Source organism: Buchnera aphidicola (Chaetogeoica yunlongensis), assembly GCA_039829965.1.
Taxonomy (GTDB): Bacteria; Pseudomonadota; Gammaproteobacteria; order Enterobacterales; family Enterobacteriaceae; genus Buchnera_B; species Buchnera_B aphidicola_BA.
This window is the reverse complement of the sequence record CP139909.1, coordinates 1-13,264: the sequence shown is the minus strand read 5'-3', so window position 1 is coordinate 13,264 and position 13,264 is coordinate 1. Positions and strand designations below refer to the sequence as shown.

11 protein-coding genes and 1 pseudogene are annotated in these 13,264 nt (G+C 24.2%); 2 read left to right on the top strand and 10 right to left on the bottom strand.

All coding sequences use genetic code 11. The annotated features are described in order from the left end of the window. Positions 1 to 705 precede the first annotated feature (705 nt). Both dnaN and gyrB read left to right on the top strand, forming a co-directional pair. Complete coding sequence (gene dnaN / locus UAR70_00060; protein ID XBC39757.1) at positions 706 to 1,830, top strand: DNA polymerase III subunit beta; 1,125 nt, start codon at positions 706 to 708, stop codon at positions 1,828 to 1,830. Between the two features lie 129 nt (positions 1,831 to 1,959). Further along, complete coding sequence (gene gyrB / locus UAR70_00055; protein ID XBC39756.1) at positions 1,960 to 4,374, top strand: DNA topoisomerase (ATP-hydrolyzing) subunit B; 2,415 nt, start codon at positions 1,960 to 1,962, stop codon at positions 4,372 to 4,374. Between the two features lie 138 nt (positions 4,375 to 4,512). On the opposite strand, the gene atpC is transcribed toward gyrB, so the two are convergent. The 10 genes and pseudogenes from atpC to mnmG form a co-directional block, all read right to left on the bottom strand. Beyond that, complete coding sequence (atpC, locus tag UAR70_00050; protein ID XBC39755.1) at positions 4,513 to 4,956, bottom strand: ATP synthase F1 subunit epsilon; 444 nt, start codon at positions 4,954 to 4,956, stop codon at positions 4,513 to 4,515. A gap of 1 nt (position 4,957) precedes the next feature. Beyond that, positions 4,958 to 6,355 carry a F0F1 ATP synthase subunit beta gene (gene atpD, locus UAR70_00045; GenBank protein XBC39754.1) on the bottom strand — a complete coding sequence of 466 codons (1,398 nt, stop codon included), beginning with the start codon at positions 6,353 to 6,355 and terminating at the stop codon, positions 4,958 to 4,960. Between the two features lie 27 nt (positions 6,356 to 6,382). Then, positions 6,383 to 6,907 carry a F0F1 ATP synthase subunit gamma gene (locus UAR70_00040; GenBank protein ID XBC40007.1) on the bottom strand — a complete coding sequence of 175 codons (525 nt, stop codon included), beginning with the start codon at positions 6,905 to 6,907 and terminating at the stop codon, positions 6,383 to 6,385. Beyond that, positions 6,904 to 7,257 (bottom strand): FoF1 ATP synthase subunit gamma, encoded by a 354-nt coding sequence (locus UAR70_00035; GenBank protein ID XBC39753.1) that lies wholly within the window; start codon positions 7,255 to 7,257, stop codon positions 6,904 to 6,906. The genes UAR70_00040 and UAR70_00035 overlap by 4 nt, the downstream gene beginning before the upstream one ends. Before the next feature lie 36 nt (positions 7,258 to 7,293). Continuing rightward, positions 7,294 to 8,841 carry a F0F1 ATP synthase subunit alpha gene (atpA, locus tag UAR70_00030; GenBank protein XBC39752.1) on the bottom strand — a complete coding sequence of 516 codons (1,548 nt, stop codon included), beginning with the start codon at positions 8,839 to 8,841 and terminating at the stop codon, positions 7,294 to 7,296. Positions 8,842 to 8,855: 14 nt separating this feature from the next. Then, the gene (locus tag UAR70_00025) at positions 8,856 to 9,395 is read right to left on the bottom strand and encodes a F0F1 ATP synthase subunit delta (protein XBC39751.1); all 540 of its coding nucleotides are present in this window, start codon (positions 9,393 to 9,395) and stop codon (positions 8,856 to 8,858) included. Positions 9,396 to 9,405: 10 nt separating this feature from the next. Further along, entirely contained in the window at positions 9,406 to 9,876 is a 471-nt protein-coding gene (gene atpF / locus UAR70_00020; GenBank protein XBC39750.1) for a F0F1 ATP synthase subunit B, read from the bottom strand. 129 nt (positions 9,877 to 10,005) lie between these two features. Next, entirely contained in the window at positions 10,006 to 10,245 is a 240-nt protein-coding gene (gene atpE / locus UAR70_00015; GenBank protein ID XBC39749.1) for a F0F1 ATP synthase subunit C, read from the bottom strand. 49 nt (positions 10,246 to 10,294) lie between these two features. After that, complete coding sequence (gene atpB, locus UAR70_00010) at positions 10,295 to 11,119, bottom strand: F0F1 ATP synthase subunit A (GenBank protein ID XBC39748.1); 825 nt, start codon at positions 11,117 to 11,119, stop codon at positions 10,295 to 10,297. Positions 11,120 to 11,384: 265 nt separating this feature from the next. Beyond that, a pseudogene (gene mnmG, locus UAR70_00005) lies at positions 11,385 to 13,264 on the bottom strand (tRNA uridine-5-carboxymethylaminomethyl(34) synthesis enzyme MnmG).

Here is a 13,264-nt window from a genome sequence, read left to right as displayed (position 1 = left end):
TTAATACACAATAAAAACAATATTAAAAAAATCTCTAAAAAATAATAAGTATAAATTTACCTAATAAATTTTACTAAAATTAAATAAAAATAACTATATTGAAATTTTAGTAAATTACTAAATAATATTTGTTAATATAAAAAGCATTAGTAATACTAACATATTTTTTTTAAAAAATAATTTTAAACAAAAATAATTTTTAAAAAATAGTAAAAATATATAAAACACTTAATACCGACATAACAACAAACATAAATCATTAAAAATTTATAAATATCAACTAAACAAATCTAACTACAAAATTAAACATATAACACTGCTAAAAATCTAAAAACTATTTTGTATTGTTATTTTTGTTTAAAAAAACTTAATATACATTCAGTATATAAAACTTTACAAGAACTATTTTATTTACAAAAAAAATCCATTACAATAATATAAATTTTAAAAAAGTCTTTAAATATTATTTTTCTCTATCAACTACATCCACCATAAAAATATTATTTTTAATTAATTGTTTAAAATAAAATAATACAAACAATAATATTAAAAAAACCAATTAATAAAAATTTTTCGATTTTAAATATAAATCTAATAATTAAAATTAAATTATCATAATATAAAGATACAAAAAAAAATAAAAATTTTTAAATATAACAAAAAATAATTTCTAAAAATCACTTAAAATGTTATTATCATAAATTTATGAAATTTATAATACTAAACAAATATTTTATTGAAGCACTGAAAAGAGTTAATAATTTATTAACTCGAAATAATACACACCCTATACTTGAAAATGTTCTATTAGAAACAAATCACAATACATTATTTTTAACATCAACGAATACAGAAATAGAAATAAAAATCAGCATTTCAAAAAATATCTCTATATTAACACCAGGAAATATAACAATTTCAGGAAAAAAAATACTAGATATTTGTAAAAGTTTATCCAAAAAATGTAATTTATACGTTGAACTTATTAATGAAAAATTACAAATCCTTATAAATACCAGTCGATATATACTGACAACATTACCACCAATAAATTTTCCAAACTTAAAAATATCCGAACATCAAATAACTCTTTCAATACCTCAAAAAATTTTTCAAGAAATTCTACATTCAACATACTTTTCTATGGCTATTCAAGATGTAAGATATTTTTTAAATGGATTATTACTTGAAATAAAAAATCAAAACTTATATGCTGTAGCTACAGATGGTTATAGAATAGCTATATGTAAAACTCCAATAAAAAAATTTATTAACAAAGATACTTTTTCAATAATATTACCTAGAAAAGGAACGTTAGAACTTATTAAATTATTAAAAAATTATTCTAGCGAAAACATAATAATAAAAATAAGTAATAACTATTTTCAATTAAAAATAAATAATCTAATTTTTACCAGTAAGATCATTATAGAAAAATTTCCAAATTACACTTCAATTATACTCACTGAACCTAAGAAAAAAATAATTTTAAATTCGATTTTGTTCAAAGAAGCATTATCCAGAGTAGCTATTCTATCCAACGAAAAATTTAAAGGAGTAAATATATATAATAATAACTACAATGAATTAATCATTACAACAAGAAACCAGCATGATGAAGAAGCATTTGAAATACTAAATACAATCCATGCTGATATAAAAATAAAAATATCAATAAATGCTTTTTATATAATAGATGTTTTAAATATTATAAAAGAAAACGAAGTGCTGTTATTAATAAATGAATCTACAGGAAGTATACAAATTCAAACTAACAACAATAATTCTATATCTCAATCAATTTATATTATAATGCCACTACAACTATAAAATCTATATTTGTAAAGATTACTCTATATTTTTAAAACAAAAATTTATATACGAAATTAAAAATATAAAAAAATTACTATAAAATAAATTTATATTTTTCATCACATTAAATTTCATACTAGGAAAAATATGCCACAATCTTATGATTCATCAAGTATCAAAATATTAAAAGGTTTAGATGCAGTAAAAAAACGTCCCGGAATGTACATTGGAAATACAGATGATGGAACTGGCTTACATCACATGGTGTTTGAAGTAATTGATAATTCTATTGATGAAGCTTTAGCAGGATTTTGTAAAAATATTACAGTAGTAATATATGAAGATAACTCGATTTCTATACAAGATGATGGAAGAGGAATTCCAACAGATATTCACGATGAAGAAGGAATTTCAGCTGCGGAAGTTATTATGACAATATTACATGCAGGCGGAAAATTCGACAATATTTCTTATAAAGTATCAGGTGGTTTACATGGGGTTGGGATATCAGTTGTAAATGCGTTATCAAAAAAATTAGAGTTATTTATATACCGTAACAAAAAAATATATTACCAATGTTATAAAGATGGAAAACCTAATAACAAACTATCTATTATAGGTAAAACAAAAATTACAGGAACAAAAATAAGACTTTGGCCTAATCTTAAAATTTTTACTAATATTACAAAATTTAATTGGGACGTTTTATATAAACGATTACAAGAATTATCTTTTCTAAATTCAAAAATTTCTATTCATCTATACGACATAAAAAAAAATATTCAAAAACATTTTTATCAACAAGGAGGTTTAATTGAATTTATTACATTTTTAAATAAAAAAAAAAAACATATACATTCTAAAATATTTTATTTTCGTTCTCAAAAAAACAACATTGATGTAGAAATATCCATGCAATGGAATGAAGGATTTAAAGAAAACATACATTGTTATACTAATAATATTCCACAACAAGATGGAGGAACCCATTTATCTGGTTTTCGTTCAGCATTAACAAGAACTATAAATAATTATCTTGACAAAGAAGGATATACTAAAAAAAACAAAATAAATATCATAGGAGATGATACAAGAGAAGGTTTAACTGCTATTATATCTATAAAACTAGAAGATCCAAAATTCTCATCTCAAACTAAAAACAAATTAATTTCATCAAACGTAAAACAAACTATAGAATCACTAGTACATGAATTTTTAATGGAATTTTTACTAGAAAATCCACAAGAAACAAAAAACATTGTTTCTAAAATCATTGAATCTTCAAAAATAAGGCTGGCTGCTAGACGAACAAGAGAATTAATAAGAAAAAAAGGAACTCTAGATTTAATTGGACTACCTGGAAAACTATCTGATTGTCAAGAAAAAGATCCAAAATTATCAGAAATTTATTTAGTAGAAGGAGATTCAGCAGGGGGATCAGCAAAACAAGCACGAAATCGAAAAAATCAAGCAATTCTACCTCTAAAAGGAAAAATATTAAACGTAGAAAAAGCAAAATATGAAAAAATGCTTTCTTCACAAGAAGTAACAGCATTGATTACAGCGCTCGGATGTGGAATAGGAAAAAATGAATATAATCCTGATAAACTACGTTATCACAGAATTATTATCATGACAGATGCTGACATTGATGGTTCACATATTCGAACTCTTCTTTTGACTTTTTTTTATCGATACATGCCAGAAATTATTAACAGAGGATATTTATACATAGCACAACCACCATTATATAAAATCACACAAGAAAAAACAGTAAAATACATTAAAGATGAAAATTCAATAAATAATTATAAATTAAATATTTCATTAAAAAACGTTTATTTAAAAAGTAAGAGTATTAACAAAACAATAAGCTCACAATATAATCTTAAAAAAATAATTTTAGAATATTATTCTATTCAAAAAATATTTTTATCACTTAAAAAAATTTTTCCATTAAAAATCCTTCAAGAATTACTATATCATCCTAAACTAAGTAATTTAAATGAAAAAAAACACGTGAAAAATTGGATTAATCACTTCTCTTTAGAATTACAAAAAAAATCTAATATAAATTATAGCTATTCATCAAATATTGAATGTGATTCTACTAAAAAAATTTTTGAACCATCATTAATCATGATAAAAAATGGACAAAAAAATAAATATAAATTTAAAACTATTTTTATCAATAGTAATGAATATCACAAAATATGTGATTTCAGTATAAAACTACAAAAAATGATCAAACAAAAAATATATATTGAAAAAAATAAAAAAACATACCCTATCACTAATTTTAAAAATAGTTTAAAACTACTAATACAAGATTCTTTAAAAAACACATCCATTCAAAGATATAAAGGTTTAGGTGAAATGAATCCAGAACAATTATGGAAAACAACTATGAATCCAAAAACTAGAAGAATGTTAAAAGTTTCAGTTGATAAAAATTTTCACCCGACTGATAAACTATTCAATACACTTATGGGAGATGCTGTTGAACCAAGAAAACTATTTATAGAACTACATGCACTCAAAGCTAATAACATTGATATATAAAATTACTAAAAATAATATTATATAAAAAATAATAATTTTTTATATAAAAAAGCATGCGACAGAAATATCAATAATATCGACTATTCTCTGCCGCTTTAAACTAATATAACACAATTTAAAATCCCAAAAAATTATTTATTACCTATCTTTTAAAATTACATTATTTTTACTATTCATCATAGCAATTACACGTAGTTTAGCCAATTCGCAAGACAAATCTTTCATTATTGTTTTTCGATGGCTAAAAGTGTTATTTTTGATCTTATTTTCTATACTTTTTTTCATTTTTAAAATTTCATCAATATTTAAATCTATTCCTAAGATAGCTATATCAGCTAAAATACTAATTCTTATAGGTTGTACTTCTATAATACCTCCTGAAATATAAAAAAAATGTTGATTATCATTCTTATCTAAGATAAATAACATTCCAGGATTAAGTAAAGATAGTAATTGAGAATGCTTAGGATAAATTCCCAATTCACCTTTTGATCCTGACACCTGAATTTTTTTTATTAATCCAGAAAAAATATTTTTTTCAACACTTACAACATCTAACAAACATACTGTATCATAATTCATATTATAATTTCTTTGATTTATTAATAACTTCATTTATAGATCCAGTCATATAAAAAAATTGTTCTGGTATATGATCTAAATCACCTTCAATAATTTTTTTAAAACCATCAATAGTATCTGACAGTTTTACATATTTTCCTAAAAATCCAGTAAAAATTTCTGCTACAAAAAAAGGTTGAGATAAAAATTTTTGTATTTTTCTTGCTCTAGATACTAATAATTTATCATCTTCAGACAATTCATCCATACCTAATATAGCAATAATATCTTTTAATTCCTCATATCTCTGTAAAATAGAACGAACTTTAGATGCGATATCATAATGTAATTGACCTATAATACGAGGATCAAGCTGACGACTTGTAGAATTTAACGGATCAATAGCAGGATAAATACCTAATGAAGCAATCTGACGACTTAATGTAATAGTTGAATCTAAATGAACAAAAGTAGTAGCAGGAGAAGGATCAGTTAAATCGTCAGCAGGAACATAAATAGCTTGTACGGAAGTAATTGAACCTGTTTTAGTAGATGTAATACGTTCTTGCAATATACCCATTTCTTCAGATAAAGTAGGTTGATAACCTACAGCGGAAGGAATTCTTCCTAACAATGCAGATACTTCTGTACCAGCTAACGTATAACGATATATATTGTCAATAAATAATAAAACATCTTTTCCTTCATCTCGAAATTTTTCAGCAAGCGTCAAACCAGTAAACGCAACACGTAATCTATTACCTGGAGGTTCATTCATTTGACCATAAACCAATGCAACCTTATCTAAAACAGACGAAACACGCATTTCATTATAAAAATCACTACCTTCTCTAGTACGTTCACCTACTCCAGTAAATACCGAATATCCCGAATGTTCTACAGCTATATTTCTAATTAATTCCATCATATTAACTGTTTTACCAACACCTGCACCACCAAACAAACCAATTTTTCCTCCTTTCGAAAATGGACAAATTAAATCAATAACTTTAATACCAGTTTCTAATACCGTGTAAGAATTTACTAACTCATCATACTTTGGTGATGAACGATGAATTTCCCAATATTCAGGATCAGTACCATCACTATTTTTCAATTCTCCTTTCATATCTATAGGTTGACCTAATACATTTATGATTCTTCCTAATGTAGCTGTTCCTACTGGAACTCTTATTTTATGCCCTAAATCTACAACAGATATACCTCTTTTTAATCCATTAGAAGAACCCATAACAATAGTTCTAACTACGCCTGATCCTAATTGCTGTTGAACTTCTAATATTAAAATAGAACCTTTATTTTCAATCTTTAATGCACTAAATATTTTAGGAACTGATTCTTGAGGAAATTCAACATCAACTACAGCTCCAATAATTTGAACTATTTTCCCAATAACCATTTAAAACCTCTGAAAATTGCTACTGAATTAGTTTAAAGAAACTGCAGAAGCTCCTGAAACAATTTCAATTAATTCTTGAGTAATACTAGATTGACGTTCTTTATTATAATACATTTCTAATCCCTTTATTAAATCAGTGCTATTATCTGTTGCTTTTTTCATTGCCAACATACGAGCAGCCTGCTCACAAAGTAAATTTTCTAAAACAGATTGATAAATTTTAAATTTAATATAACGATTTAAAACAGTATCCAACAATAATTTAGAATTAGATTCATAAATATAATCCCATATTTGTTTTTTTTTATTTTTATTTAAATCTAATTTATGAATAGGTAACAATTGAGTAATTATAGGAGTGTAACAAATAGTGTTATTAAATTTATTATAGACAAGAAATACTTTATCTATTTTTTTAGATAAATATTGTTCTAAAACTTCATCAATCATTTCTACCAAATCTAATAGTTCAAAATTCTCTTTTAAATTAATAATACTATGTAATACATTGTATTCAAGAGATTTAAAAAACATTAATCCTTTTAAACCTATAATAAAAAAATAACTAGATATATTTTTATTATTTTTTTTTTTAACATTTCTAATACATTCTTAAATAAAAAAGTATTTAAATTACTACATAAACCCCTATCGGTAGAAACAACAATAAAACCCACTTTATTTTTAAATTCTCTGTTTAAATAAGCATGATTATATTCTAAACTTCCTAACTGTATATTAGAAATAATATTTTGTATTACCTTAAAATATGAAAGACTAGTATTAATTCGTTCTCTCATTTTTTTCATTTTTACAATTGAGACCATTTCCATAGCTTTTGTTATTTTTTTAGTGCTATGAACACTATGAATTTTTTTTTTTATTTCTTTAATACTGGTCATAGATAAGCTTCTCCTAAAAGCCTATTATATTTTATATTACCAAGATTTAACTAACTTAAATTCTTTAATAATGCTTACTAATTTTTGGTTAACTATAGAATCAAATCTTCCAAAATGATTAATTTCAGAAAATAATTCACTATAATTTTCATTAAAGAAAATTATTAAAAGTTTTTCAAAATTACTAATTTTTTCTATAGGAATATCCATCAAAAAATTATTTTCAGCAGCAACTAATATAATCACCTGTTCAGATATAGACATAGGTTGATATTGTTTTTGTTTTAATATTTCAATTAATTTTTTTCCATGAATCAATTGATTACGAGTTACTACATCCAATTCTGAAGAAAACTGAGAAAAAGAAACTAACTCTTGATATTGTGCTAATGAAGTCCTAATACCAGAAGATAATTTACGAATAATTTGACATTGAGCTGCTCCTCCTACACGAGAAACTGAAATACCTGGATTAATTGCTGGTCTAATACCAGAATTAAATAAACTAGATTCTAAAAATATTTGACCATCTGTTATAGAAATAACATTAGTCGGTATAAAAGAAGATACATCTCCATTCTGTGTTTCGATAATAGGTAATGCGGTTAAAGAACCAGTAATATTTTTATCTTTATTTTCATTACAAGAAAAATTTTTTAAATAATTAAAATTTACTTTACAAGCTCGTTCTAGTAATCTGGAATGCAAATAAAAAATATCTCCTGGAAATGCTTCCCTACCCGGCGGACGCCTTAATAACAAAGAAATTTGCCTATATGCGATAGCATGTTTAGACAAATCATCATATATTATTAATGCGTCTTCTCCTTTATCACGAAAATATTCTCCTAAAGAACATCCAGAATATGGAGCTAGATACTGTAAAGATGCAGACTCAGAAGCTGCAGCTACAACTATAATAGTATTATTTAATACATAATTATCTTCTAATTGTTTAACTAAATTGACTATGGTAGAAAGTTTTTGTCCAATAGCTACATATATGCATTTTACATTAGAATTTTTCTGATTAATAATAGTATCTATAGCTAAAGAAGTTTTTCCTGTTTGACGATCTCCAATAATTAATTCACGTTGTCCTTTACCAATTGGAACCATGACATCAACAGACTTATATCCAGTTTGTAATGGCTCATTAATTTCATACCTATCAATTACTCCTGGTGCGTTTCTTTCTATAGGTGAATATTTTTCCTCATATATTCGTCCTTTTCCATCTATTGGCATACCCAACGAATTCACTACTCTACCTAAAAACTTAGAACCTACAGGTATTTCAAAAACACGACCTGTACATTTTACTAAATCACCTTCAACAATATCTTGATATTCTCCTATAACTATTGCTCCAACTATATTTTTTTCCAAATTTAATGCAATTGCATATTTACCATTAGATAACAATAACATTTCTCCCTGCATAACATCTGATAATCCATAAATTTGTATAATACCATCACTAACCGAAATTACCTTTCCTTCATTATACATAGAACTAACAATATTAAACTGAGCAATCCTTTTACTTATTAGTTCACAAATTTCATTCGAATTTAATTGCATATTATATTTATCTTTTAATTTTTTAAAAATTCTAAAAGTTGCCTTAGTCTAAAATCAACTGATGCATTAATTATCTTATCGTTAATACGTATAATCAAACCATCTATCATTGACTTTTCTATATTATATTTAATATCAATTTTTTTCTGTTTAAATTTTTTTTGTAACATTATTTTAATATGATTTGATTGCATCTCATTTAATGAATATGCTGAAAAAACATTAGCAATAATTTTTTTTTCATGAGCTTGACAGAGTTTTATAAACTCTTGTAATATCATTTCTAATATCATTAAACGTTGGTTTTCAGAAATAATTTTAATAAAATTTTTTTCATATTTATTTATTTTACCATAAAAACTACTAATCAAAAAAGATGAGAATTGTTTTGAAGTATGAAACTGAGCAAGTATATTCCTAACGTTTTTATGATTTAATATTTTTACCATAAAATGCAATGTTGTTTTCCAAGAATCTAACGAATGAAGATTATCTATAGCACATTTATAAATAGCCTTAGCATATAATTGAGCTATATCATACGTTTTTAACATTAAATTATTCCTAAATTTTTTCTATCAACGAACTAATTGTATCATTTTTTTTAACTTCATGAATAGAACAATCTATTATTTTTCTTGAAATATCTATAGCTATTTGACTCACTCTTTGACGTAATTCATCACGTACTTTCTGATATTCTAATTCTATATCTTTATACGCTTGATCTAAAATTATTTTTTTTTCTATTTCTGCATTCAAACGCGCTTTATCTAAAATTTTTATTTTTTCTTGTACAGCTAAGTCAATTATATTAGAAGCTTCTTGCTTCAAAAGTTTAATTTCAGATTCTACTTTTTTTTTATAATTTTTTATCTCTTCTTTTGATTGTTGAACAAAAAATAATTCATCTTGAATTTCTTTCTGTCTAATCTCTATTTTAGAAATTATTGTAGGCCAAATATACTTCATACAAAAAAATATGAATAAAATAAAAGATAACGCTTGACCAATAATTGTTGCATTAAAATCCATATTATTTTACCTTATATCAAAAATTAAAGTAATATATCTTTACGTTATTCAAGATATAACGTAAAGATTTTTTATAAATATATTAATGATAATTAGTTTAAAATTTAAATATAAAAAAATAAACATATTTTATGTAACTGAAAATAACATATATAAACCTAATCCTACAGCAATCATAGGAATTGCATCAACTAAACCCATAATTACAAAAAATTGTGTTCTCAATAAAGGTACTAAATCAGGTTGTCTAGATATACCTTCCATAAATTTACTTCCTAAAATACCAATACCTATTGCTGCGCCAATAGCTGCTAAACCTACAATCAACGCCACTGAAATATATAACATATCTATATTTACATTATCCATGTTTATCCTCTTTTTAAATTATTAAAATAACTTTTTTTATTTAATTTCATTAGTGTTTTTCAAAAGCTATAGATAAATATACAGTTGTTAACACCATAAAAATAAAAGCTTGAAGCGAAATTACTAAAATATGAAAAATTGCCCATGGCACACTCAATATCCATTGTAACCACCATGGTAATAATCCTGCAATTAATATAAAAATCATTTCACCAGCATACATATTTCCAAATAATCTTAATCCTAAAGAAATTGGTTTCGACAATAAATTAATACTTTCTAATATAAAATTTAAAATAAAAAAAACAGGATGTTTAAATGGATAAATAAAAAAACACTTTATAAATCCTTTAATACCGTTTATTTTTATACTATAAAAAATGATTAATATAAATACAACTAGAGCCATAGAAGCAGTAATATTAATATCAGATGTCGGAACTGCACGAATTGAAATTTTAGATCCAAAAAAGCATTCCAAAATAAATGGAATAAAATCAATAGGAATCAAATCCATTAAATTCATTAAAAAAATCCAAGAAAAAATAGTTAATGACAAAGGAGCAATTAACTTATTATTTCCATGGTAAATACCTTTAATATTATGATTAATAAAATTCATTAATAATTCAGTAAAAATTTGTATTTTACTAGGTTTATAAATAGTAAAATTTTTTGATATTTGAAAAAAAAAAGTTAAAAAAACAATTCCTAATAATAATGAAAAAAACATTGAATCAAAATTAATTATCCAAAAGTTTTGAAAATTGTTTCCAGTACAATCGAGAAAACTAAAATTATTCAAATTAAATTTCAAATGACACAAGTGATGATTAATATAACTTGGCAAATTAAAGTTATTCTTTAAATCCATCTTAATTTTATCCTTTTTAATATTAGATAGTAATTATTTATTATAAAAAATAATACATTTAAAAATGTAATAAATAAAGAAACAAAATAACATTTAAAGTTAAATAAAAAAGTTATAAAACATATTTATAAGAATAAAAAAATAATTTTTAAACATAAAAAAATCTTTAAACGTTAATTTTATTAACATATTAATAATATTAAAATACAATAAATGATATGTTTAATATTTATCTAAAAATTAAAATTTTTAATATTTTATAAAATTACAACAAAGATGATATTTTCTTTAAATGTATTAACAAAAGAGAAATAGCAGCAGGTGTAATTCCAGAAATACGAGATGCTTGTCCAACTGAATGAGGTTTATAAAAATTCAATTTTGAAATAACTTCATTAGATAATCCTTTTACATTTTTATAATCATTAATCTTTAATAAAAAAGTACGCTCATTATTTAATTGACGTTGCACTTCTTTTTTTTGTCGAACAATATAGCCATGATATTTTTCTTGAATTTCTATTTGTTCAGAAGCCTCTGAATCTTGTATTCCTGGACCAAAATATTCAAAAGAAACAAGTTTAGAATAATTAATTTCCGATCTCTTTAACAAATTTTTAGCTGTAAATTCAGAATTTATTTTAATTCCAAAAAAATTATTCAATGTATTGATTTGATATAGTTTAGATTTAATTGGTAAATTGTTTAAACGACAAGATTCATTTTTTATATTTAGCAATTTTTGATTGTAACGATTCCATCTTAAATCATCAATCAAACCAAAATTTTTTGCAATATTTGTTAATCTTAAATCTGCATTATCTTCTCGCAATATTAATCGATACTCTGCCCTAGCTGTAAACATTCGATAAGGTTCATTTGTTCCTTTAATACATAAATCATCAATTAAAACACCTAAATAAGCTTGATTTCTATTTGGATACCAACCTTTTTTCTCAAATGCATATAATGCAGCATTAATACCTGCTAATATACCTTGAGCAGCCGCCTCTTCATAACCTGTTGTTCCATTAATTTGTCCAGCAAAAAATAATCCGGAAATGAATTTACATTCTAGGGTCAGTTTTAAAGAACGAGGATCACAATAATCATATTCAACAGCATAACCAGGTTGAATAATTTTAGCTTTTTCTAATCCTTCTATAGAATTAACAAATTTTAATTGAATATCTTCAGGTAAACTTGTTGAAATTCCATTTGGATATATTTCAATATCATATAACCCAGACGGTTCTAAAAATACCTGATGTGATGTACGATCAGAAAAACGAATGATTTTATCTTCGATAGATGGACAATAACGAGGACCAATTCCCTTTATTAAACCCGAATAAATAGGACTTTTACTAATATTTTTATAAATAATTTCGTGTGTTTTTTCATTAGTTGAAGTTATATAACACGGTATTTGTCGGGGATGTTCTTTTTGGGTACACGTAAAAGAAAAAACTGGTATAGGATTATCACTATACTGAGCTTTTAATTTTGAAAAATCAATAGTATTTTTGTCTAATCGAGGAGGTGTTCCAGTTTTTAATCTATTAATATTAATCGGTAAATCTCTAAGACGATTTGATAATTTAATAGAAGAATGATCACCAATACGTCCTCCTGAAAAAATTTTGTTTCCTATATAAATTTTGCCATCTAAAAAAGTACCTACTGTTAGTACAACAGATCTAGAAAAAAATTTATTTTTTTTTTTGTTATAACACCTATAACTTTGTATTTTTTTACAATAATATCACAAACATCTTCTTGTAAAACTAATAATTTTTTTTGTAATAAAAGTGTTTTTTTTATCATTTGACTATATAATTTTCTATCTGCTTGTGCTCTAGTAGAACGTACAGCAAATCCTTTACTAGAATTTAGTACTTTAAACTGAATTCCTGATTTATCAATAGCTTTTGCCATAACTCCACCTAAAGCATCAATTTCTTTTACTAAATGACTTTTACCTATTCCTCCAATTGAAGGATTACAAGATAAAGCGCCAATAGTATTTATGTTTTGAGTCAGCAATAAAGTTTTTCTTCCCATTCGAGAAGAAGCTAAAGCTGCTTCTGTGCCAGAATGTCCTCCACCAACTATAATAACATCAAAATTATATATAGATGACAT

Excerpts from the sequence above, each read along its gene's own strand:
- dnaN (XBC39757.1), top strand. The coding sequence starts at position 706 with ATGAAATTTATAATACTAAACAAATATTTTATTGAAGCACTGAAAAGA.
- gyrB (XBC39756.1), top strand. The coding sequence starts at position 1,960 with ATGCCACAATCTTATGATTCATCAAGTATCAAAATATTAAAAGGTTTA.
- atpC (XBC39755.1), bottom strand. The coding sequence starts at position 4,956 with ATGAATTATGATACAGTATGTTTGTTAGATGTTGTAAGTGTTGAAAAA.
- atpD (XBC39754.1), bottom strand. The coding sequence starts at position 6,355 with ATGGTTATTGGGAAAATAGTTCAAATTATTGGAGCTGTAGTTGATGTT.
- UAR70_00035 (XBC39753.1), bottom strand. The coding sequence starts at position 7,257 with ATGACCAGTATTAAAGAAATAAAAAAAAAAATTCATAGTGTTCATAGC.
- atpA (XBC39752.1), bottom strand. The coding sequence starts at position 8,841 with ATGCAATTAAATTCGAATGAAATTTGTGAACTAATAAGTAAAAGGATT.
- UAR70_00025 (XBC39751.1), bottom strand. The coding sequence starts at position 9,395 with ATGTTAAAAACGTATGATATAGCTCAATTATATGCTAAGGCTATTTAT.
- atpF (XBC39750.1), bottom strand. The coding sequence starts at position 9,876 with ATGGATTTTAATGCAACAATTATTGGTCAAGCGTTATCTTTTATTTTA.
- atpE (XBC39749.1), bottom strand. The coding sequence starts at position 10,245 with ATGGATAATGTAAATATAGATATGTTATATATTTCAGTGGCGTTGATT.
- atpB (XBC39748.1), bottom strand. The coding sequence starts at position 11,119 with ATGGATTTAAAGAATAACTTTAATTTGCCAAGTTATATTAATCATCAC.